We start from the raw sequence: 21,630 nt of genomic DNA on the forward strand, positions 1-21,630 counted from the left end.
GAATCCTCTCGTCACTCGGCCGCTGCCCTGGCGGGAAATACCGGTCGGCGGAAAAAGCGGAAAATTAGCACCCTATGCCAGACTTAAAAAGCTCGACACGGCTTCCTCTTGTCAGGTCTGGAGCACCGCTCCGGGAGGTTCCCATGAAACCCTTCACCCTGATCGTCAGCGCCATAGTCCTGCTGCTCTGCCTGGGCCTGCTGCCAAGCGCGACCGCCCAGGCCGACATGATCGGCACCCAGGATGCCCTCCAGCAAGGCGGGGATCACGCCAGGATCGACGCTTTTCTTCGCCAATCCGAGGTGGAGAAGCAGTTGCGCGCCATGGGCGTGGACGCCGCCACAGCCCGCGTCAGGGCCCAGGCCCTGACGCCGGCGGAAGCGGCACAACTGGTACAGAAGATGGATGCGATGCCCGCCGGTGGCCGGATCGACCAGACGGACTTCATCATCATCCTGCTGGTGGTGATCCTGGTGGCGATACTGCTCTGACCGGGGCTATGCGGGATTGAGGAAGGGTTCGGGATCACCGCACCCCTCGCGGATCACCTCGGGCTCGCCATCGGCCAGGCTGATGACCGTGGAGGCCGCCATGCCGCCGAAGCCGCCGTCAATGATGAGGTCCACCTGGTGCTCGAGAATCTGCCGCATCTCGTAAGGGTCGCTCATGGGCAGCTCTTCACCCGGCAGGATCAGGCTGGTGCTCATCAGCGGCGCCCCCAGTTGCTCCAGCAGCGCCAGGGCCACCGGATTGGCCGGAATACGGATTCCAATGGTGCGGCGCTTGGGATGCATCAGCATGCGCGGCACTTCACGGGTGGCGTTGAGGATGAAGGTATAGGGGCCTGGCGTGTGAGCCTTGATGAGTCGGAACGCGGCCGTATCCACCTTGGCGAAGACCCCGATCTCGGAGAGGTCCCGGCAGACCAGGGTGAAGTTGTGCTTCTCGTCCAACCGACGCAGGCGACGAATGCGCTCCACCGCCGTCTTGTCGCCGATCAGGCAACCAAGGGCGTACGACGAATCGGTGGGATAGACGACGACCCCACCCGACTTGAGGATTTCCACGGCCTGGCGGATCAGGCGCGGCTGTGGATTGTCAGGATGCACCTGAAAGAACTGACTCACGACATCTCCCTGTTCAGAAGGCAGCAATAGCGCTGTGTGCATGACGGAAGCGCCCCCAGAGCGGCGGCAGGTCATCCGGCAAGGGTCGGTACAGGCCCAGCTCCGACCAATCGCAGGGTGCATGGAAATCACTACCGGCACTGACCAGCAGGCCGAATTCTCGCGCCAGGATCGCCAGGCTACCCACCTGGTCGGCTGGCTGCAGACCGTTGACTACTTCCAGCGCGTGTCCACCGGCCCGGATGAAATCCGCCACCAGTCGACGCCGCTTGGCACCCGTGAAGTTGTACTGCCACGGGTGCGCCAGGCTGACCCAGGCCCCCGCGGAACGCAAGGTCCCGACGGCGTCTTCCAGAGTGGGCCAGTGTTGCTTGACGTCCCCCAGCTTGCCGGCACCAAGCCACTTGCGGAAGGCATCGGCACGGTCACGAACTAAACCGTTGCGCACCAGGAACTCCGCGAAGTGAGGTCGTGCGGGGGCATTGCCGCTGTCACCCAGCTCCTGCTGCACCGCCCGCGCGCCCTCCAGGGCACCGGGCATGCCCTTCGCCGCGAGCCGACGGGCGATTTCCTCGGCCCGGGCCCAGCGGCCGGCATGGAGATCGGCGATGGCCGCGACCAGGGCCGGCGCATCGGTGGCGAAGCCATACCCCAGCACATGAATGGTGGCGCCCCCCCAGGTGCAGGACAGCTCGATGCCATTGATCAGCTGCATATCCAGCGCTTCGGCCGCCGTCCGGGCCTCGGCGAGGCCCTCCAGGGTGTCGTGGTCCGTCAGCGCGAGCAGCCGGACCCCACGCTCATGGGCGCGGGCGACCAGGGCCGCCGGGGCCAGGGCGCCATCGGAGGCGGTGCTGTGGCAATGCAGGTCGATCTGCATGGGGTCTGCTTTCCCTAGGGGATTGGTTTGTTATTATGCCGCCACATCCCGCTTCTGGCTGCCGCCGTGAAACAATTCATCGATTTCATCCCGCTCATCCTCTTCTTCATCGTCTACAAGCTGGACCCGCGCGCCGTCGAACTGGCCGGGCATACTTTCATGCTAGGCGGTATTTTCAGCGCCACCGCAGTTCTGATCATCGGTTCGGTCATCGTCTATGGCGCCATCTTCCTGCTCCAGCGTCGGCTGGAGAAAGGCCAATGGCTGACCCTGGTGGCCTGCCTGGTGTTCGGTGGCATGACCCTGGCGTTCCACAGCGAAACCTTCCTCAAGTGGAAGGCGCCGGTGGTCAACTGGCTCTTCGCCCTGGCCTTCGCCGGCAGCCACTTCATCGGCGACAAGCCCCTGATCCAGCGCGTGATGGGCCACGCCCTGAGCCTGCCCCAGCCCATCTGGGTGCGGCTGAACCTGGCCTGGGTGGCGTTCTTCCTGGTCTGCGGCTTCGCCAACCTCTTCGTCGCCTTCACCTTCCATGAGATCTGGGTGGACTTCAAAGTCTTCGGCAGCCTCGGCATGACCGTGCTGTTCCTGGTGGGTCAGGGTGTCTACCTGTCCCGCCACCTCCACGACACCGAAACCGAAAAGCCCCAGCAAGAATAAGGACAGCCATGCTCTACGCCATCATCGCCACCGACGTGGCCGGTTCCCTGGAGAACCGCCTCGCCGCCCGCCCCGCCCACCTCGCGCGCCTGGAACAGCTGAAGACCGAAGGCCGCCTGGTCCTGGCCGGCCCGCACCCGGCCGTGGACAGCCCGGACCCGGGCAGCGCCGGCTTCTCCGGCAGCCTCATCGTGGCCGAGTTCGAGTCGCTGGACGCCGCCAGGGCCTGGGCCGATGCCGACCCCTACCGCGCGGCGGGCGTTTACGCCGACGTCGTGGTGAAACCCTTCAAGCAGGTCTTCCCCTGATTCGCCCGGTCTGAGTCGCCAGGAAAAGGAGCCCCTAATGCGCGTCGGTCAATTGCCCCTGCTGTTAACCGCCGCGCTGCTCTGCAGCCTGGCGCAGGCCGAAGAACCCCCAGCCGCCGAGTCCACGGCGATTGCCCCGCAGCCTACCCAGAACGCCCTGCTGGCGCAGGTCGACAGCCTGCAACAACGGCTGGCGGACAGCGAACGCCAGCGCGGCGAGCTCGAGGCTCGGCTGGAGGAAGCGGGCTCCGAACGCGAAAACGCCTTGCTGACCCGTCTGCGCCAGGAAAACCAGCGCCTCAAGCTGCAATTGAAGGAAGCCCGAGCCCAGCAGCCACCCGCACTGCTGAGCGAACAGCAGACCTGGTTCGCCCTGGGTGGAAGCGTCGCCCTCCTCTCGCTGATTACCGGCCTGGTCGCCCGTGGCGGCCGTCGCCAGCGCCGTCAATGGATCAACTGACCGCACCATGAGTGAATTGCTGCTTATCGATGACGATCGGGAACTCTGCGAACTGCTGATCAGTTGGCTGAGCCAGGAAGGCTTCAGCGTCCGCGCCCGGCACGATGGCGAGTCGGCCCGCGCCGCCCTGTCCGAACACACCCCCTCCGCCGTGGTGCTGGACGTGATGCTGCCCGACGGCAGCGGGCTGGAGCTACTCAAGCAACTGCGCAGCGACCACCCGGAACTGCCGGTGCTGATGCTCTCCGCCCGGGGCGAACCCCTGGACCGCATCCTCGGCCTCGAACTGGGCGCCGACGACTACCTGGCCAAGCCCTGCGATCCCCGCGAACTCACCGCACGCCTGCGCGCCGTGCTGCGGCGCACCCAGCCGCCGCAACCGTCCAGCCAGCTGGAACTCGGCGACCTCTGCTACAGCCCGGTACGCGGCGTGGTGGCCGTCGGCGACCACGAAATCAGCCTGACCCTGTCCGAAGGCCGCCTGCTGGAAGCCCTGCTGCGCCAGCCCGGCGAGCCACTGGACAAGCAGCAACTGGCGCAACTGGCGCTCGGCCGCAAGCTGACGCTCTACGACCGCAGCCTGGACATGCACGTGAGCAACCTGCGCAAGAAGCTCGGCCCCCATGCCGACGGCCGCCCCCGCATCCTCGCCCTGCGCAGCCGCGGCTACTACTACAGCGCCTGAGACGCCTCTTTACCCAGCCTTTACCCAGGGCTGACCGCCCTTGACCTTGCCGTCCCTAGACTGGGCACATCCGGCAACCGGCCGGAATCGAGACTAGGAGAACCACCATGCGCAAGACCCTTATCGCCCTGCTGCTCGCCGCCACGCTGCCGACCCTGGCCATGGCCATGCCGGAGGGCGGTCCGCGCCACGAGCGCGGTTTCGGTGGCCACGCATTCAAGGAGCTGGACCTGACCCGGGAACAGCGCCACGAGATCGGCAAACTGATGCGCGACGGCATGAAAGCGCGCCACGAGATCACCCAGCGCTACCTGGACAAGCTGCCGGCGGCCGAGAAGAAGGCCATGGAGGACGAGATCAAGGCCGCCGAAGCCAAGAACCGTGACGCCATTCGCGCCCAGCTCAAGCCCGAGCAGCAGAAGACCTTCGACGAGATCCAGAAGAAGATGGAAGAACGCCGCGCCGAACGCGCCGAGTTCGAAGCCTGGAAAGCCGAGAAGGACAAGAAGGCCCAGTAATCCCGAGCGGCGCCGCCGCAATCCCCGCAACCCCGCCCATCAGGCTCACCGGCCTGATGGGCTTTGCCGTTCAGGAGCCTCCCCGTGCGATCACTCTTCTGGCGAATCCTGGCCACCCTCTGGTTGGCGCTCGCCCTGGTGGCCGGCCTGTCCATCCTGCTGGGTCGCGCCCTCAACCAGGATGCCTGGATCCTCGGCCATCACCCCGCCCTTAAGGGGTTGGCGGAACGGGTCGTCAATCGCCTGGAGACCGAGGGTCCCCGTGAAACGCAGCGCCTGCTGGAGCGCTACCACGATCGCGCGCGGGTGGATATCCAGATCCTCAACGACAACGGGGAGCCGGTGGTGAAGGGCACCTTCCCGCCTCGCGCCGCCGCCTTCGAGGCCCGCCAGAAAAACCACCGGCGCCTGCCCTGGCGACGGCTCACCCAGGAGTACACCAGCCCCGCGAGCGGCGACTCCTACCTGCTGATCTACCGCATTCCCTACCCCGAGCTGGAAGCCTGGCACCGGGGCAGCGTGTTCTGGCCCCTGAGCGCACTGGGCATCGCCCTGGTGGTGATGACCCTCTTCAGCCTGCTGCTCACCTTCTCCATCACCCGTCCGCTGGACCGCCTGCGACGGGCCGTGCACGACCTCGGCCAGACCGCCTACCAGCAGGACAGCCTGGCGCGACTGTCGCGTCGTCGCGATGAACTGGGCGTGCTCGCCGGCGATTTCAATCGCATGGGCCAGCGCCTGCAGGGTCTCATCAGCAGCCAGCGCCAGCTGCTGCGTGACGTATCCCACGAGCTGCGTTCGCCCCTGGCACGCCTGCGCGTCGCCCTGGCGCTGGCCGAGCGCGCCGAACCGAAGCAACGTGAAGCCCTCTGGCCACGCCTCGGCCAGGAATGCGACCGCCTCGAAGCGCTGATCAGCGAAATCCTCGCCCTGGCGCGCCTGGACGCCGAACCGGGCGCCCGCCATCCCATCGCCCTGCGACAGGTACTGGAGAAACTACGGGAAGATGCCCGGCTGCTGGCACCGGAACAGGAGATCAGGCTCGACTGCGAGGGCGACCCGCAGCTGGAAGGCTGGCCGGACATGCTGGAGCGGGCGCTGGACAACCTGTTGCGCAACGCCCTGCGCTTCAATCCACCCGGAGCGCCGGTGGAAGTGACTGTCACGCAGGAGCCGGAACGCCTGCGGGTCAGCGTGCGCGACCACGGCCCGGGCGTCGCCGCCGAGTACCTGGCGCAACTGGGCGAACCCTTCTTCCGCGCCCCGAACCAGACCGGCGCCGGCCATGGCCTGGGCCTGGCCATCGCGCGCAGGGCGGCGGAGCGCCATGGCGGCGGCCTGACCCTGGGCAATCATCCCGAGGGCGGCTTTATCGCCACCCTCGAACTGCCGCGCTCGATCGACGCCTGATCAACCCCAGGCGCTGACGAAGTCAGCCGGCGCCAGGTCAGGCGCCGCACGACGTTCACCCTCGACACTGCCGAGATAGAGGAAGCCGACCACCCGCTCGTTCTCCGCCAGGCCGAGGCCGGCTGCGACGGTGGGGTCGGTGGCCATGTCGCCGGTGCGCCAGATCGCCCCCAGTCCCTGGGCATGCGCGGCCAGCAGGACCCCGTGGGCGGCGCAGCCGGCGGACATCATCTGCTCCCACTCCGGCACCTTGTGGCCGGCCTGCAGGCGGGCGATCACCACCACCAGCAGCGGCGCCCGCAGGGGCATGGCGCGGGCCTTGGTCACGGCCGCCTCGGGCGCGTCGGGGTTCTTCGCCAGCAGGGCGGAGACGAACAGCTCACCGAGCTTCTGGCGTGCGTCACCTTCGACGGTGAGGAAGCGCCAGGGCCGCAGGTAACCGTGATCCGGCGCCCGCAGCGCGGCACGGAACAGCACCTCGCGCTGGGCGGCGTCCGGCGCTGGCTCCCGCAGGCGAGCCAGGGATACGCGATTGAGCAGAGCGTCGAGAGCCTCCATCGGCTACCTCCAGAGTTCGAAAGAGCGGCATTCTAGCCCATAACCGACCGGGAGCCGGCAGAGCCGAAACTCCTCTGCCCGAGGCCATTACATGGCGCTCGCCGGGCCAGTAGAATGCCGCCTCCGACCTCCCGTCCCGAGTGATCCATGTCCCTGCCGACCCTGCGCATCATCGGCTTCCTCATCGGCCTGTTCCTCATCACCCTGGCCGTCAGCATGGTGATCCCGATGATCACTCTGCTGGCCCACGAGCGAACCGACGACATCTTCGCCTTCCTCTGGTCAAGCCTGATCACCTTCATCGCCGGCCTGGCCCTGGTGGCGCCCGGCCGGGCAGAACACGCCCACCTGCGCCCCCGGGACATGTACATGCTGACCACCGCAAGTTGGGTGGTGGTCTGCTGCTTCGCCGCCCTGCCCATGGTGATGATCCAGCACATCAGCTACACGGACGCCTTCTTCGAGACCATGTCCGGCATCACCACTACCGGCTCCACGGTGATCACCGGGTTGGACCACGCCTCGCCGGGCCTGCTGATCTGGCGCTCGATGCTGCACTGGCTGGGGGGCATCGGCTTCATCGGCATGGCGGTGGCGATCCTGCCGCTGTTGCGGGTCGGCGGCATGCGCCTGTTCCAGACCGAGTCCTCCGACTGGGGCGAAAAGGTCATGCCGCGCTCCCACATGGCGGCCAAGTACATCGTGCTGGTGTACACAGGCCTCACCCTGCTCGCCACCCTGGCGTTCTGGATCGCAGGAATGACGCCCTTCGACGCGGTGAACCATGCCATGTCGCTCATTTCCACCGGCGGCTTCTCCACTTCCGACTCGTCCCTCGCCAACTGGACGCAACCCGCCGTGCACTGGGTAGCGGTGGTGGTGATGATCCTCGGCAGCCTGCCCTTCACCCTGATGGTCGCCACCTTGCGGGGCCACCGCACCGCACTGATCCGCGACCACCAGGTACACGGCTTCATCGGTTTCCTGGTGGTCACCTGGCTGGTGGTAGGCACCTGGCTCTGGGCTCACTCGACCCATCCCTGGCTGGACGCGGTGCGCATCGTCGCGGTGAACGTCACCTCGGTGGTCACCACCACCGGCGTGGCGCTGGGCGACTACACCCTGTGGGGGAGTTTCTCGGTCCTGCTGTTCTTCTACCTGACCTTCGTTGGCGGCTGCTCCGGCTCCACGGCCGGCGGACTCAAGATCTTCCGCTTCCAGGTGGCCTGGCAACTGCTCAAGGCCAACCTGCAGCAACTGGTGCACCCGCGCGCCGTGATCAAGCAGCAGTACAACAACCATTACCTGGACGACGAGATCGTCCGCTCGCTGATCACCTTCTCTTTCTTCTTCACCACCACTATCGCGGTGATCGCCCTGGGGCTAAGCCTGATCGGCCTGGACTGGGTCACCGCGCTGACCGCCGCCGCCACTGCCGTCTGCAACGTGGGGCCGGGCCTCGGGCCGATCATCGGGCCGGTGGGCAACTTCTCCACCCTGCCGGACGCGGCCAAGTGGCTGCTGACCATCGGCATGCTGCTGGGCCGCCTGGAGATCCTCACCGTGCTGGTGCTGTTCACCCCGAAGTTCTGGCGACATTGATTGCGCGACCGCCCCCGGTTTACAGGGCGCCGGGCGCGGTTAGAATGGCGCGTTTCGCCCTCTGCCTGAAACGGACACCATGGCCCTGCCGACCCTTCGCATCATCGGCTTCCTCAACGGCATCTTCCTGATCACCCTCGCGGTGAGCATGGCCATTCCCGTGCTGACCCTGGTGATCTACGACCGCGCCAGCGACATCAATGCCTTCGTCTGGTCGAGCCTGATCACCTTCATCGCCGGCCTGGCCCTGGTGATCCAGGGTCGCCCCGAGCACGTCCACCTGCGTCCCCGGGACATGTACCTGTTGACGGTGTCCAGCTGGATCGTGGTCTGCCTGTTCGCCACGCTGCCCTTCATCTTCACCCAGCACATCAGCTTCACCGATGCCTGGTTCGAGAGCATGTCCGGGGTCACCGCCACCGGCGCCACGGTGCTCAGCGGCCTGGACGGCATGTCCCCCGGCCTCCTCATGTGGCGCTCGCTGCTGCGCTGGCTCGGGGGCATCGGCTTCATCGGCATGGCGGTGGCGATCCTTCCGCTGCTGCGCATCGGCGGCATGCGGCTGTTCCAGACAGAGTCGTCGGACCGCTCGGACAAGGTCATGCCCCGGTCGCACATGGTGGCCAAGTACATCGTCGCCATCTACGTCGGCCTCAGCATCCTCAGCGCCCTGGCCTTCTGGTGGGCGGGCATGGGCCCCTTCGACGCCATCAACCACGCCATGTCAGCCATCGCCACCGGTGGTTTCTCCACCTCCGACCAGTCCCTGGCCAAGTGGCAGCAGCCTGCGGTGCACTGGGTCGCGGTGGTGGTGATGATCCTCGGCAGCCTGCCCTTCATGCTCTACGCGGCCACCCTGCGCGGCAACCGCAAGGCACTGATCCGCGACGAACAGGTGCGCGGCTTCATCGGCCTGCTGCTGGCGATCTGGCTGGTCCTGGGCACCTGGTACTGGCTCACCACCGAACTGCACTGGCTGGACGCCCTGCGTCACGTCGCGGTGAACACCACCTCGATCCTCACCACCACCGGCTTCGCCCTGGGCGACTACAGCCTGTGGGGCAATTTCTCGCTGATGCTGTTCTTCTACCTGGGCTTCATCGGCGGCTGCTCCGGCTCCACCGCCGGCGGCATCAAGATATTCCGCTTCCAGGTGGCCTACATCCTGCTCAAGGCCAACCTGACGCAGCTGGTCCACCCTCGCGCGGTGATAAAGCAGACCTACAACGGCCATCGCCTCGACGAGGACATCGTCCGCTCGATCCTGACCTTTTCCTTCTTCTTCACCATCATCATCTGCGGCATCGCCCTGGGCCTGTCGCTGATGGGGCTCGACTGGATCACCGCGCTGACCGGCGCCGCCGCCACCGTCTCCGGCGTCGGCCCGGGACTTGGCGACGTCATCGGCCCGGCGGGCAACTTCTCCAGCCTGCCCGATGGCGCGAAATGGCTGCTGACCCTCGGCATGCTGCTGGGTCGCCTGGAGATCCTCACCGTACTGGTGCTGCTGACGCCCTATTTCTGGCGCCATTGAGGGCGGAACCGCCCAACGCCTACTCGAGACCTGCGCGGTATTCCCCGGGGGTGCTGCCGAACCAGCGCCGGAAGGCCCGGAAGAAATTGCTCGGATCGGCGAAGCCCAGCAGGTAGGCGATTTCCAGCAGGGTCAGGCTGGGCTGGGCCAGATACTGCTCGGCCAGCTCGCGGCGCGTGTCGTCCAGTAGTTGCTGGAAGCTCACCCCTTCCTCCTGCAGGCGACGTTGCAGGGTGCGCTGGGACAGGTGCATCAGGCCCGCCACCACTTCACGCTTGGGCTCACCCTGGGGCAGCAGGCGACAGAGCACCTGACGCACCTGATGGGTGACGCGGGTCCCGGAGAAGCGTGCCAGGTAGTCGCCGGCGAAGCGATCGTGCAGCTGGGCGAGGGATTCGTTGGCCGTGGGCAGGGGCGACTCCATGTCGGCACGGCTGAACAGCAGGGCGCAATGGTCGGCGTTGAAGCGCAGCGGCGCCTGGAACACCTGGCGATAGGGTTCGAGGTCCGTCGGCGCCGGCCCCTGGAAACGGATCTCCAGGGGATTGATCGGCCGCCCGGTCATCCAGCGGCAGAACGCCAGGCAGTAGGCCATGGAAGCCTCGGCGCTCTGCCGCGCCGGCGGCAGTCGATCGCCGTGGATCGACAGGCGCAGCTCATAGCCCGAGGGCGTCGCGCAGAAGCTGAGGTCGGCCCCTTCGGCGATGATCCGCTGGTAACGCACCAGCCGGGCGAACCCCTCTTTCAGGGTCCGGCTGGACATCAGCGCATAGCCCACCACGTGGAAGGACGCCGGGCGCACCACCTTGGCCATGTTGAGACCGATAGCCGGGTTGCCGGACAACTCCACCGCCCGCAGCCAGAGACGGGTCATGCCATCCTGGGGGAAACGTGCGTCAGGGTCGTTCAAGGCCTGGTAGTCGAGGCCGAGTTCGGGAAAGAGTTTGCGGCAATCCACTCCGCCCATTTCCAGGGCCTGGACGATGCCGAGGGCCCAGCTCGAGGATGTCGTGCGTTCGCTCATGGCGCCTTCTGGTTCTGGGGTCAAGCGAGCCGTCCGGGGACGGAGTGCCGGCAAGGATACTAAAGTGGCGCTCATTGTCACTGGCCCACGAAGACACCCGGCCTACACTGCAGCAGACAACAAGAATCAGGAGCCGCCGCCATGCCTGCCGAATCCACCCAGCGCTTCCGGACCTTCGCCGAGTTCTACCCCTACTACCTGCAGGAACACAGCAACGACACCTGTCGACGTCTCCACTACGTAGGCAGCCTGCTGGTGCTCTCCATCCTCGGGTACGCCATCGTCACCCAGCAGTGGCTGTGGCTCCTCGCCCTGCCCTTCGCCGGCTACGGTTTCGCCTGGATCGGGCACTTCGTCTTCGAGAAGAACAAGCCGGCCACCTTCAAGTACCCGCTCTACAGCTTCATGGGCGACTGGGTGATGCTGAAGGACGCCTTCACCGGCCGCATCCGCTTCTGAGGTCACCCGGCCGGCGGCCCCTTGGCCGCCGGTCCGTCGTCTGGTTATGATCCCGCCCCGCCTACTCCATGGCCCAGGACTTGCAGCGCATCGCGAATGCCGCAACCCGGCGTCAAGAAAGCATCAGGGACAGACCCCAGCCATGAAGCCCACGCTCGAATCCACCTCCGCAACGCCCGTCCTGCGCGAGTACTACTCCCGAGTCCTGGCCTACATGGGCATCGCCGCCTGCATCGCCGCCGGCACCTATGTCCAGCACTTCAGCTTCGACATCCTCTGGATGGTGCCCTATGCCCTGCTCTACCCCCACCTGGCCCGCCAGCTGAGCCAACGCTTTCCCGATAGCCGCACCGCCCGCATCCTCATGGGCGTCGACACCTTCCACGCCGGCGCCGCCGCGGCGCTGCTGAGCTTCTCCCTGGTTCCCACCCTGATGGTGCTGCTGACCCTCTGCTTCAGCGCCATGATCCTCGGCGGCCTCGGGCAGATGACCCTGGTACTGGCGGGCACCCTGGTCAGCATGGCCCTGGTCGGCCTCGCCCTGCAGCCGGAATTCAAGACCGGCACGCCGACCCTGGTATCGGTGGTCAGCGTGCTCTTCACCACGCTCTACATCTGCATCACCGCCTTCTTCGTGCACCAGCAGGGCCTGCGCCTGGCCCAGGCCCGCAGCGAGATCAAGCGGGAACAGGAGAAGGCCGCGCGGCTGGCGCGCAATCTCGCCAAGTACCTGTCGCCCCAGGTCTGGGAAATGATCTTCAGCGGCAAGAAGAGCGTGCGCCTGGAGACCCAGCGCAAGAAGCTCAGCGTGTTCTTTTCCGACATCAAGGGCTTCACCGAGCTGTCCGAGGAACTGGAAGCCGAGGCCCTCACCGACCTGCTCAACAACTACCTCAACGACATGTCGAAGATCGCCCTCAAGTACGGCGGCACCATCGACAAGTTCGTCGGCGACAGCGTCATGGTGTTCTTCGGCGACCCCAGCACCCAGGGGGCGAAGAAGGACGCGGTGGCGGCGGTCTCCATGGCCGTGGCCATGCGCAAGCACATGAAGGTGCTCCGCCAGCAATGGCGCGCCCAGGGCATCACCAAGCCCCTGGAGATCCGCATGGGCATCAACACCGGCTACTGCACCGTGGGCAACTTCGGCGCCGACACCCGCATGGACTACACCATCATCGGCCGCGAGGTGAACCTGGCCAGCCGCCTGGAGACCGCCTCCGACGCCGGCGAGATCCTCATCTCCCACGAGACCTATTCCCTGGTGAAGGACGTGATCATGTGCCGCGACAAGGGCCAGATCAGCGTCAAGGGCTTCACCCGACCGGTGCAGATCTACCAGGTGGTGGACTTCCGCCGCGACCTGGGCGCCACCTCCAGCTACGTCGAGCACGAACTGCCCGGTTTTTCCATGTACCTGGACACCAACAGCATCGAGAGCTTCGACAAGGCCAGGGTCATCCAGGCCCTGCAGCAGGCCGCCGAGAAACTGCGGGACAAGATCATTCCCTGATCCGCGATCGGCGGCAGACGACACGGGCTTCCCAAGGGTGCGCTGCGGGCACCGCGATCATCCCGGTGCGCAGGGCCGCCGGTTCACAGATCGGCAACCAGCGCCCCTTCCAGGCAGGGCTCCCCATCCAGCAACGGCTGTCGGGCCAGGAACTCCAGCGCCGAAGCCCGCCAGGACAAGCGTCCGGCACGTTCGGCACAGACCGCCCGATCCAGTTCCAGCGCCGCGAGGCAAGCGCGTCCCAGGTCCTCGTCCAGGCAACCGGTCACGCCCGGTTCCAGCACATCCAGCGGCCCGGCCACGGGGAAGGCCGCCACCGGCGTGCCGCAAGCCAGCGCCTCCAGCATCACCAAGCCGTAGGTGTCGGTGAGGGACGGGAACACCAGGACGCTGGCTCGGCCGTAGAGCTCCGCCAGCGCCTCGCCCTGGCGATAACCGAAGAAGCGCACGCCGGGGTAACGGGCCTCCAGCCCGGCCCGCGAAGGGCCATCGCCCACCACCCACTTTTCACCGGGCAGGTCCAGGCCGAGGAAGGCCTCCAGGTTCTTTTCCGGCGCCAGGCGCCCCACATGGAGAAAGACCGGCCGCGCGGGCCTCGGCAGGTCGCGGGGTCGGAACAGGGCCGTATCCACGCCTTTGCGCCACAGGTGCAGCCAGACCAGGCCGCGCTCGGCGAAGGTCTCGCGCATGCGCTCGGTGGTCACCAGCACCGCCTGGCTGGGCCGATGGAAATGACGGAGGAAGGCGTATCCCCACGACAGCGGCAGCCAGGGCCAGCGACCGTGGACGTACTCGGGAAAGCGGGTGTGGATCGCAGTGGAAAAGGCCAGTCCCCGGCTCACCAGCCAGCGCCGGGCGGCCCAGCCCAGGGGGCCTTCGGTGGCCAGGTGCACGCAGTCGGGGGCGAAGGCCTCGATCATCGGTCCCACCCGCCAGAGGTCCCAGGCCAGGGGGATTTCCGGGTAGCTCGGGCAGGGCCGGCAGCGAAAGCCCTGGGGCGAGAGCAGCAGCACCTGGTGGCCGAGCCCTTCCAACTCGCGAACCAGGTGGCGAAGGCTGGTCACCACACCGTTCACCTGGGGCAGCCAGGCGTCGCTGACGACAAGGACCTTCATGCCGCCGGCTCGACCAGCGCCACCTCGCGGGCTTCCTGTGCCTGGGCCTCCGCGAGCCGGTAGAGCTGGATGCTGCCGTCCCAGTGCTCGATGAGCGCGGAACAGGATTCCACCCAGTCACCGCAGTTCAGGTAGTCCACCTCGCCCACCTTGCGGATCTCGGCGTGGTGGATGTGGCCGCAGACCACGCCGTCGAGGCCGCGCTTGGCGCACTCGTGGGCGATGGCTTCCTCGAAGTCGCTGATGAAGTTCACCGCCGTCTTCACCTTGTGCTTGAGGTAGGCGGACAGCGACCAGTAGCCGTAGCCCCAGCGTTCGCGCCAGTGGTTGAGCCAGCGGTTCAGGGTCAGGGTGAACTCGTAGGCGGAGTCGCCGAGGAAGGCCAGCCAGCGGTGGTAACGGGTGATCACGTCGAACTGGTCGCCATGGATCACCAGCAGGCGGCGTCCGTCGGCGGTCTCGTGCACCGCCTCGTCCACCAGTTGGATATTGCCCAGCATCAGCGCCGAGTAGCGGCGCAGGAACTCGTCATGGTTGCCGGTGACATAGATCACCTCGGTGCCGCGCTTGCTCATGGTCAGCAGGCGACGGATCACGTTGGTGTGGGCCTGGGGCCAGTAGAACCCGCCCCGCAGCTTCCAGCCGTCGATGATGTCGCCCACCAGGTAGATACGATCGGCGTGGTACTGCTTGAGGAAGTGCGCCAGCCGATCGGCCTGGCAATCTCGGGTGCCGAGGTGGACGTCGGAGATCCACAGGGTGCGCACGCGCTGCTTGCGGGGTTTGCTCCTGACAACCGGGTCCAGGGATTCGACGCTGCTCATGGGCGGCCTCCTGCGGGATTTCGCCGATGGTGCCTCGCGGGGGTGAAGTGGGCGTGACGACGGGATTGCAGGGCGATGACAACGAAAATCCGGCGACTGGAGGTACACTGACGGCCTGCCCCGAGGTGCCCGCCATGCATTCGATCCTCTCCCTGCGCCAGTACAACCACGACCTCCTGGTCCATAGCCACGACCACGCCCAACTGGTGTTCGGCCTCTCCGGCTGCCTGGATTTCGAAGTGGACGGCCAGGGCGCGCGGGTGGAGCGGCAAACCCTGGCGGTGGTGCCGCCCGAGGCCCGACACGCCTGCGGCAGCCCGGGCGGCAGCCGCTGCCTGGTGGTGGACGTGCCGGACGACGACTGGCTGCGACAGGCCCTGGGCCGGCACTTCGATGCGGGCCGGCGGCTGCTGGAGCGCCCCGGCGCCCTCAGCCTCGACCCAGTGCAAAGCCAGTTGGTGAGCTGGATAGCCACCAGCGCCGTGGGCGACGAGGTGATCGCCGCGCAATCCGCCGGCCTGCTGCTGGCCAGCCTGGCCGCACCGGGCGCCCAACGTGAGGACTCCGGCGCCCTGCCCCTGGCCGCCCTTGACGCCCATATCGACCAGCACGCCGCCCACCCCTTGCAGGTGGCCGACCTGGCTCGCCTCTGCGGCCTGTCGGTGGCCCGCTTCCACGCCCGCTTCCTCGCGGAAACCGGACTCACGCCCATGGACCATGTCCGCGCCCGACGCCTGCACCTGGGCCGCCGGCTGCTGCTGGACAGCCAACTGCCCGTGGGCGAGATCGCCGCCCGGGTCGGCTACAGCTCCCAGAGCGCCTTCACCGCCGCCCTGTCCCGGGCCTACGGCGTCACCCCGCGCGCGCTGCGCCGCGCCCACGAGTAACGCGACAAAGTCCGCGAGCCTGGCGACAGACAGGACGGTCCGGCGCCCCTAGACTGGCGCCGTCACTCATCAGGGAGAAGGTCATGTCCACCATCGAATGGGACGATTTCCAGCGGATCGAGCTGCGCGTCGGCACCGTGCTCTCCGCCATCCCCAACGCCAAGGCCATCAAGCCGGCCTACGTGCTGGAGGTCGATCTGGGAGAACTGGGGGTGAAGACCTCCAGCGCCCAGATCACCGACCACTACGCCGCCGAGGAACTGGTGGGCAGGCAGGTGCTCTGCGTGTGCAATTTCGCACCCAAGCGGATTGCAGGGGTGCGCTCGGAGGTGCTGGTGACCGGTGTCCATGATGACGAGAACAAGGTGGTGCTGGCCGGCTTCGACAAGCCGCTGCCCAACGGGGCGCGCCTGGCATGAAGGAACGCAACGCACTGCTGGCGATCCACCTGGGCGCCCTGCTGTTCGGACTCTCGGGGATCTTCGGCAAGCTGGCCGACACCGCGCCCATGATCATCACCTTCGGTCGCGGGCTTTTCGCGGTCATCGCCCTGGCGCTCTTCGCCCAGCTCATCACACGCACCCGCAGCGTCAACCCGAACCTGCGCCAGCTGGGAATGCTGGCCCTGGGCGGCGTGCTCCTGGGCACCCACTGGATCACCTTCTTCCACGCGGTTCAGGTGGGCGGCGTGGCCATCGCCACCCTGGGCTTCGCCAGCTTTCCGGCGTTCACCCTGCTGCTGGAGGGGCTGCTGTTCCGCGAGCGCATCCGCGCCCAGGAGGTCCTCATCGTCGGCCTCGTCTGCCTGGGCCTGGTACTGGTGACGCCCAGTTTCGAGTTCGCCAGCCAGGCCACCCAGGGGCTGCTCTCGGCGATTCTCTCGGGCCTGCTGTTCTCGCTGCTGTCGCTGCTCAACCGGGTCAGCGTCAAGGGGCTGGACCCGGTGAAGGCGGCGCTGTGCCAGAACCTCACCATCGTCGTCCTGCTGCTGCCCTTCAGCTGGCCGCTGCTGGCGGGCGTCAAGGCTATGGACTGGCTGTGGATCGCCCTGCTCGGCGTGTTCTGCACCGGCCTCGCCCACAGCCTGTTCGTCGCCAGCCTGAAGGTCCTCAAGGCCCGCACCACGGCGGTGATCTTCGCCCTGGAGCCGGTCTACGGCATCGCCTTCGCCTGGTGGCTGTTCAACGAAGAGCCCGGCCTGCGGATGCTGGCCGGGGGCGCGCTGATCATCTTCGCCATCGCCCTGTCGGCCCGCAAAGGGGCGCCGGTCGAGACGCGTCCGGCCACCGCCAACCCCTAGCGGCGTCCTGAAGGCGTTGGCGCGGCGGATCAGGGGCGATCGTTGTGGCCCAGGTCCCGCGCGGGATCGATGCGGTCACGCACCCGCTGCTTGAGCACCTTGGCCTCGGGGAAACCGCCATCGGCCTTGCGCTCCCAGATCTCCACGCCATCGCAGGTGATGCGGAAGACACCCCCGGTGCCGGGCACCAGGCTGACCTTGCCAAGGTCGTCGCCGAAGGTGCTGAGCAGCTCCTGGGCCAGCCAGGCGGCGCGCAGCAGCCACTGGCACTGGGTGCAATAGGTGATGACGATCTCGGGCTTGGAATCGGACATGAATGAGCTCGGAAGCGGGAAAGGGCGCCCTATAATAGCCGCCTTCAGTTCCCCCGCCTGACCAGGGATGCGTTATGCGCCGCGTTCTGCTTTGCCTGCTCCTCCTCCCCCTGTTCTGCCTGGCCCAGCCCGAACCCCGGGTCGGTCTCGTGCTCTCCGGCGGCGCCGCACGGGGCCTGGCCCATATCGGCGTGTTGCGGGCCCTGGAGGAACAGGGCATCAAGGTGGACGCCATCGCCGGCACCAGCATGGGGGCGGTGATCGGCGGCCTGTACGCGGCCGGTTACCAGGTGGACGAACTGGAAGCACTGGCCACCACCCTGGACTGGCAGCACACCCTGTCCGATAACCCGCCCCGCCAGGAAGTGCCCTTTCGCCGCAAGCAGGACGACCGCGATTTCCTCGTCAAGCAGCGCCTCAGCTTCCGCGATGACGGCAGCCTGGGGCTGCCCCTGGGGGTGATCCAGGGGCAGAACCTCGCCCTGCTGCTGGAGAGCCTGCTGGTCCACACCAGCGATACTCGGGACTTCGACCAGTTGGCGATTCCCTTCCGCGCCGTCGCCACGGACATCGCCACCGGCGAGAAGGTCGTGTTCCGGCGCGGCCACCTGCCCCAGGCGATCCGCGCCAGCATGTCCATTCCCGCCGTGTTCGCGCCGGTGGAAGTCAACGGTCGGCTGCTGGTGGACGGCGGCATGGTGGACAACATTCCGGTGGACGTCGCCCGGGAGATGGGCGTGGACCGGGTGATCGTGGTCGACATCGGTACCCCGCTGCGCTCGCGCAAGGAGCTGGGCACCGTGGTGGACGTGCTCAACCAATCCGTGACCCTGATGACGCGGACCAATTCCGAGATGCAGCTGGCCACCCTGGAACCGACCGACGTGCTGATACAGCCGCCCCTGGCCGGCTACAGCGCCACCGACTTCGGCCGTTCCCGGGAAATGATCGACGCCGGCTACCGCGCCACCCAGATCCTGGCCGCGCGCCTGGCGGACCTTCGCCCCGACGCGGGCGGCGGCGATGCCCGACTGGCCGACGCGCGCCTGCCCAGCGAACGCACGCCGATCATCCGCAGCATCCTCATCGAGAACGACTCGAAGATCGGCGACGCCACCATCCGCCGCTACATCCGCCAGCCCCTGGGACAGCGCCTGGACCTGGAGCGCCTGCAAAGCGACATGAGCACCCTCTACGGCCTGGACTACTTCGAGCAGGTGCAGTACCGGGTGGTCAAACGCAAGGATGGCGATGCCCTGGTGATCAACGCCCGGGGCAAGCGCGCCGGCACCGACTACCTGCGCCTGGGGCTGAACCTCTCCGACGACCTGCGCGGCGACAGCGCCTTCAACCTGGGCGCCAGCTACCGCAAGAACGGCATCAACGAGCTGGGGGCCGAGTGGCTGACACGTGTCCAGCTGGGGGACTACCAGAAGTTCTACAGCGAGTTCTACCAACCGCTGGACGCTGGCTCCCGCTACTTCGTCGCCCCCTACCTGATCGGCGAATCGCAGAACATCGAAGCCACACTGGACGATGACCCCGTCGCCGAATACCGGGTGGAACGCTACGGCTACGGCCTGAATCTCGGCCGGCAGATCGCCAACAATGGCGAGATCCGCTTCGGCATCGGCCAGGCCTGGGGCGAGGCTGACGTGAAGATCGGCGACCCGGAGCTGCCGAGCTTCAGCTTCAGCGAGGGCTATTACGAGGCCAAGTATTCCTTCGACACCCTGGACAACGTCGACTACCCCCACGAGGGCGAAGACATCAGCGTGTTGCTGCGCCAGTACGACCCGAGCCTGGATTCGGACCAGCGCTACCGGCAATGGGGCATCAACCTGGACAAGGCGTTCGGCCGCGGCCCCGACACCTTCGTCGTCGGCGGACGCTACGGGCGCACGCTGGACAGGGCCGATACCGTCACCTCGGCCTTCGTCCTCGGCGGCGCGCGCCAGCTCTCGGGCTTCCGCCAGGACGCCATTGCCGGGCAGAACATCAGCCTGGCGCGGGTGGTCTACTACCGCCGCATGACGCCCCGGAGCTTCCTGCCCCTGGACTTCCCCTTCTACCTGGGCGGCAGCCTCGAGCGGGGCCGGGCCTGGAACAATGACGACGACTTCGACAGCGGCTACATCAACGCCGCCAGCCTCTTCATCAGCCTCGACACGCCGCTGGGCCCGCTGGACTTCAGCTACGGCCTGAACGACGCCTCCGAGCGGGCGCTGTACCTGAACCTGGGGCGGGTGTTCTGATCGCATCGGGCGCCCAATGAGCAAGGGCAGCTGGAGGACTGGCCGGAGTGGTTCAAGTCGGCACACAGCCTCTCCCGGCCGGCGAGCAGCGCATTGACGATGGCCTCCTCCACCGCTTCCACCGCCGCCGCGAACAGGGCCGAGATGTGGTCGTTGTTGACCATGGCCAGCGGCGTGGTGAACGGCAGCCCCTTGCGGGCGTAGTCGGCCGGCGGCTACCTGAAGGTCCGCTCCCATTCGGCGAAGCGCATGCAGACACCGAAGCTCAGGACGTCCGGGGTATCGGCCAGGCAGTCGGTGCCGCTGCGGCCCTTCTCGCTGACGACGTAGTCACGGGTGCACTCGCGCTCGCTGCGCTTGAGCCCCTTGTAGAAGTCGTCCATCAGGTACATGGCCCTGTCCAGCTGCTCCTGGGAAATCTTTCGCTGCTTCACCGCGTCACGGCCGAGGGTCTGGGTCTGGTTGATCAGCACCGGCATGCGGGCGATGGCGGCGGAACACTGTTTCCGGCCCTTGTCATACAGCGGATCGGCCCCATCGCCGGACAGCGCGGGCGGGGCTTTCGGCTCCGCAGCCACCGGGGGCACCGCGCTACCGCCGGCCGGCAACTGCGCGCCCTCCACCGCCTGGCTCTGGGGAGGTGGCGTGTCGGTGAAATGCACCTTCCCGTCAGCGTCACGCCATTGGTAGACCTGCGCGGAAAGGGGATGGGCCAGCAATAGGGCAAGGACGGCAAGGGCGGTACGGGGCGACATCCGGCAACTCCGAAATGGCGGAATGCCATCATGCTACAACCCCCGGAATCCGGGGGGCAACAACTGGATTTCGTGTAGGAGCGAGCTCGCTCGCGAATTGGCCTGCGTCATTCGCCGGCAAGCCGGCTCCTACGGAACTTCGCCGAACTCGCGAACCGGCCTGCGTCATTCGCCGTAGGAGATTCTATGTCTACCCCGCCGTACAGGTTGGTGACCGATATGGCTGCTGGGTCTTCATGAGGGCGAAGGCAATTCGAGCCAGTTTCCGTGCCAGGATGGTCAGGGCTTCGGTCTTTTTCAGACCACGCTCCAGGTAGCCCAGATAGAGCTTCTGCCAAGCTTTGGTGCGACTGGCGGCCATGGCGGCATTGTGTAGCAGCCGCCGGACCTCCGGATCGCCCTGTTTGCTCAACTTGCGGCGTCCGCTGTAGCGCCCCGATTCCTTCGCGCGCACATCCAGGCCCAGGAAGGCGATGAAGGCGTCGCTGTTGCGGAAGGGGCCACGCTGAAAGGCCATGTTCAGGGCTGCTGCGGTTAGCGGGCCGATGCCTTCAATGGCCCGGCAACGCTTGGCCTGCTCGGCCAGGCCAGCGTCCTTCAGGGCCTGGGCAATGTCCTGATCGAGGCGCTGCTCCAGGCGCTTGAGGGAGCTGAGCGCCGCTTTCATCGACACCTTGAACTGGGTGTCATGGCCAAAGCTCTGGCGCAGCGCCGTGGCACTGCGGATCAGCGTCGCCCGGCGTCGCAGCAGGCTTTGCAGCAGCCGGTAAGCCTTGCCAGCGGGTTGCCAGACCCGCAGTTGGGCCTGTTCGTGGGCCAGATAACGGGCCAGTAGACGGGCATCGCTGGCGTCGGTCTTGATGCGGCCGCCGATGCCCTTGCGGTAATTGCTCAGGCGATAGCCATCAATGACATAGAGGCGATGACCACGCGCATGGGCCAGGTCGACCAGCTGCACGTGATAGGTGCTGGTGGCTTCCACTGCCAAGGCACAGTCGCCGGGGAGCGTCTTCAGCCAGGCGCGGATGCTGCGGGCGTCATTGTCCAGGGTGCAGTACTGGTCCAGGTCGGCGCGATACAGGCTCAGGCTGTCCTTGGCCACGTCGATGCCGATGATGGGGGTTTGGGTTGTCATGTGCGATTCCGGCCGACAAGATGAATGAGTCTGTCGGGGGGCTCACCTGTGCGCAGGCTTGCAGATATGGTCGATCTCGAGCGGCTACTCGAGTCGATGGATTCCTTATCGGCGCTTGTCGTGAGCCAGGAGTGGGGGAGTTCTCCTACCGTCTGTCTTGCAGAAGCGAGCTCAGTCCCTCCACCCCCGACAGACTCACCTTACGACATACAAGCGAGCTTGCTCGCGAACCGGCCCGTGCCGTTCGCCGGCAAGCCGGCTCCTACGGAACTCCGCCGAACTCGCGAACCGGCCTGCGCCATTCGCC

24 protein-coding genes and 1 pseudogene are annotated in these 21,630 nt (G+C 66.8%); 15 read left to right on the forward strand and 10 right to left on the reverse strand.

Going from position 1 to position 21,630, the window contains the following annotated elements:
- Positions 1-143 precede the first annotated feature (143 nt).
- A complete protein-coding gene (locus tag KF707C_RS19870) occupies positions 144-491 on the forward strand; it encodes a PA2779 family protein (RefSeq protein WP_003457145.1) in 348 nt (115 codons plus the stop codon).
- 6 nt (positions 492-497) lie between these two features.
- Here the strand turns inward: KF707C_RS19870 and KF707C_RS19875 are convergent, their stop codons facing one another.
- Entirely contained in the window at positions 498-1,127 is a 630-nt protein-coding gene (locus tag KF707C_RS19875; RefSeq protein WP_003457142.1) for an L-threonylcarbamoyladenylate synthase, read from the reverse strand.
- A 13-nt stretch (positions 1,128-1,140) separates the two neighbouring features.
- Positions 1,141-2,007, reverse strand: a complete 867-nt coding sequence (locus KF707C_RS19880) for a PHP domain-containing protein (protein WP_003457141.1) — start codon at positions 2,005-2,007, stop codon at positions 1,141-1,143.
- Positions 2,008-2,073: 66 nt separating this feature from the next.
- Here KF707C_RS19880 and KF707C_RS19885 point away from each other — a divergent pair, with 66 nt between their 5' ends.
- The 6 genes from KF707C_RS19885 to KF707C_RS19910 all read left to right on the forward strand — a co-directional run bounded on the left by KF707C_RS19885 (position 2,074) and on the right by KF707C_RS19910 (position 6,048).
- Positions 2,074-2,667, forward strand: a complete 594-nt coding sequence (locus KF707C_RS19885; RefSeq protein ID WP_003457139.1) for a septation protein A — start codon at positions 2,074-2,076, stop codon at positions 2,665-2,667.
- Between the two features lie 8 nt (positions 2,668-2,675).
- The gene (locus tag KF707C_RS19890) at positions 2,676-2,975 is read left to right on the forward strand and encodes a YciI family protein (protein WP_003457137.1); all 300 of its coding nucleotides are present in this window, start codon (positions 2,676-2,678) and stop codon (positions 2,973-2,975) included.
- Positions 2,976-3,012: 37 nt separating this feature from the next.
- Positions 3,013-3,435 carry a hypothetical protein gene (locus KF707C_RS19895; RefSeq protein WP_003457135.1) on the forward strand — a complete coding sequence of 141 codons (423 nt, stop codon included), beginning with the start codon at positions 3,013-3,015 and terminating at the stop codon, positions 3,433-3,435.
- A gap of 7 nt (positions 3,436-3,442) precedes the next feature.
- On the forward strand, positions 3,443-4,120 hold the full coding sequence (locus KF707C_RS19900; protein ID WP_036994413.1) for a response regulator transcription factor: 678 nt from the start codon (positions 3,443-3,445) through the stop codon (positions 4,118-4,120).
- A 107-nt stretch (positions 4,121-4,227) separates the two neighbouring features.
- The gene (locus KF707C_RS19905; RefSeq protein ID WP_003457132.1) at positions 4,228-4,638 is read left to right on the forward strand and encodes a Spy/CpxP family protein refolding chaperone; all 411 of its coding nucleotides are present in this window, start codon (positions 4,228-4,230) and stop codon (positions 4,636-4,638) included.
- Between the two features lie 84 nt (positions 4,639-4,722).
- Positions 4,723-6,048, forward strand: coding sequence for a sensor histidine kinase (locus tag KF707C_RS19910; protein ID WP_003457131.1), 1,326 nt, complete (start codon positions 4,723-4,725; stop codon positions 6,046-6,048).
- Here the strand turns inward: KF707C_RS19910 and KF707C_RS19915 are convergent, their stop codons facing one another.
- Positions 6,049-6,606, reverse strand: coding sequence for an NAD(P)H nitroreductase (locus KF707C_RS19915; protein ID WP_003457129.1), 558 nt, complete (start codon positions 6,604-6,606; stop codon positions 6,049-6,051).
- A gap of 147 nt (positions 6,607-6,753) precedes the next feature.
- On the opposite strand from KF707C_RS19915, the gene KF707C_RS19920 reads away from it, so the two are divergent.
- Together KF707C_RS19920 and KF707C_RS19925 are read left to right on the forward strand one after the other, a co-directional pair.
- On the forward strand, positions 6,754-8,208 hold the full coding sequence (locus KF707C_RS19920; protein ID WP_003457128.1) for a TrkH family potassium uptake protein: 1,455 nt from the start codon (positions 6,754-6,756) through the stop codon (positions 8,206-8,208).
- 79 nt (positions 8,209-8,287) lie between these two features.
- The gene (locus tag KF707C_RS19925; RefSeq protein WP_003457127.1) at positions 8,288-9,742 is read left to right on the forward strand and encodes a TrkH family potassium uptake protein; all 1,455 of its coding nucleotides are present in this window, start codon (positions 8,288-8,290) and stop codon (positions 9,740-9,742) included.
- 19 nt (positions 9,743-9,761) lie between these two features.
- Here the strand turns inward: KF707C_RS19925 and KF707C_RS19930 are convergent, their stop codons facing one another.
- Positions 9,762-10,766, reverse strand: a complete 1,005-nt coding sequence (locus KF707C_RS19930; RefSeq protein ID WP_003457126.1) for an AraC family transcriptional regulator — start codon at positions 10,764-10,766, stop codon at positions 9,762-9,764.
- 141 nt (positions 10,767-10,907) lie between these two features.
- Between KF707C_RS19930 and KF707C_RS19935 the strand changes: the two genes are divergently transcribed.
- Both KF707C_RS19935 and KF707C_RS19940 read left to right on the forward strand, forming a co-directional pair.
- Positions 10,908-11,225: an Mpo1-like protein gene (locus KF707C_RS19935; protein ID WP_003457124.1), complete on the forward strand. Its 318-nt coding sequence runs from the start codon at positions 10,908-10,910 to the stop codon at positions 11,223-11,225.
- A gap of 142 nt (positions 11,226-11,367) precedes the next feature.
- A complete protein-coding gene (locus KF707C_RS19940; protein WP_003457122.1) occupies positions 11,368-12,738 on the forward strand; it encodes an adenylate/guanylate cyclase domain-containing protein in 1,371 nt (456 codons plus the stop codon).
- Positions 12,739-12,821: 83 nt separating this feature from the next.
- Here the strand turns inward: KF707C_RS19940 and KF707C_RS19945 are convergent, their stop codons facing one another.
- Positions 12,822-13,853 carry a glycosyltransferase family 4 protein gene (locus KF707C_RS19945; protein ID WP_003457121.1) on the reverse strand — a complete coding sequence of 344 codons (1,032 nt, stop codon included), beginning with the start codon at positions 13,851-13,853 and terminating at the stop codon, positions 12,822-12,824.
- The gene (locus tag KF707C_RS19950) at positions 13,850-14,677 is read right to left on the reverse strand and encodes a UDP-2,3-diacylglucosamine diphosphatase (RefSeq protein WP_003457119.1); all 828 of its coding nucleotides are present in this window, start codon (positions 14,675-14,677) and stop codon (positions 13,850-13,852) included. The genes KF707C_RS19945 and KF707C_RS19950 overlap by 4 nt, the downstream gene beginning before the upstream one ends.
- A gap of 134 nt (positions 14,678-14,811) precedes the next feature.
- Here KF707C_RS19950 and KF707C_RS19955 point away from each other — a divergent pair, with 134 nt between their 5' ends.
- The 3 genes from KF707C_RS19955 to KF707C_RS19965 all read left to right on the forward strand — a co-directional run bounded on the left by KF707C_RS19955 (position 14,812) and on the right by KF707C_RS19965 (position 16,864).
- Positions 14,812-15,564, forward strand: coding sequence for an AraC family transcriptional regulator (locus KF707C_RS19955; RefSeq protein WP_003457117.1), 753 nt, complete (start codon positions 14,812-14,814; stop codon positions 15,562-15,564).
- An 83-nt stretch (positions 15,565-15,647) separates the two neighbouring features.
- Positions 15,648-15,983: a tRNA-binding protein gene (locus tag KF707C_RS19960; RefSeq protein WP_003457115.1), complete on the forward strand. Its 336-nt coding sequence runs from the start codon at positions 15,648-15,650 to the stop codon at positions 15,981-15,983.
- Positions 15,980-16,864 carry a DMT family transporter gene (locus tag KF707C_RS19965; protein WP_003457113.1) on the forward strand — a complete coding sequence of 295 codons (885 nt, stop codon included), beginning with the start codon at positions 15,980-15,982 and terminating at the stop codon, positions 16,862-16,864. The genes KF707C_RS19960 and KF707C_RS19965 overlap by 4 nt, the downstream gene beginning before the upstream one ends.
- 29 nt (positions 16,865-16,893) lie before the next feature.
- Here KF707C_RS19965 and KF707C_RS19970 read toward each other — a convergent pair whose 3' ends face one another.
- Positions 16,894-17,178, reverse strand: a complete 285-nt coding sequence (locus KF707C_RS19970; protein WP_003457111.1) for a SelT/SelW/SelH family protein — start codon at positions 17,176-17,178, stop codon at positions 16,894-16,896.
- A gap of 74 nt (positions 17,179-17,252) precedes the next feature.
- On the opposite strand from KF707C_RS19970, the gene KF707C_RS19975 reads away from it, so the two are divergent.
- Positions 17,253-19,433: a patatin-like phospholipase family protein gene (locus KF707C_RS19975; RefSeq protein WP_003457109.1), complete on the forward strand. Its 2,181-nt coding sequence runs from the start codon at positions 17,253-17,255 to the stop codon at positions 19,431-19,433.
- Between the two features lie 56 nt (positions 19,434-19,489).
- Here the strand turns inward: KF707C_RS19975 and KF707C_RS29805 are convergent.
- The 3 genes and pseudogenes from KF707C_RS29805 to KF707C_RS19990 all read right to left on the reverse strand — a co-directional run.
- Positions 19,490-19,648: pseudogene (locus tag KF707C_RS29805) on the reverse strand (P1 family peptidase); the annotation flags it as partial.
- Positions 19,649-20,188 (reverse strand): DUF4124 domain-containing protein, encoded by a 540-nt coding sequence (locus KF707C_RS19985; RefSeq protein WP_003457107.1) that lies wholly within the window; start codon positions 20,186-20,188, stop codon positions 19,649-19,651.
- 190 nt (positions 20,189-20,378) lie between these two features.
- Positions 20,379-21,323 carry an IS110 family RNA-guided transposase gene (locus tag KF707C_RS19990; protein WP_096368049.1) on the reverse strand — a complete coding sequence of 315 codons (945 nt, stop codon included), beginning with the start codon at positions 21,321-21,323 and terminating at the stop codon, positions 20,379-20,381.
- Positions 21,324-21,630 lie beyond the last annotated feature (307 nt).

This window comes from Pseudomonas furukawaii, from assembly GCF_002355475.1.
GTDB classification, from domain to species: Bacteria; Pseudomonadota; Gammaproteobacteria; order Pseudomonadales; family Pseudomonadaceae; genus Metapseudomonas; species Metapseudomonas furukawaii.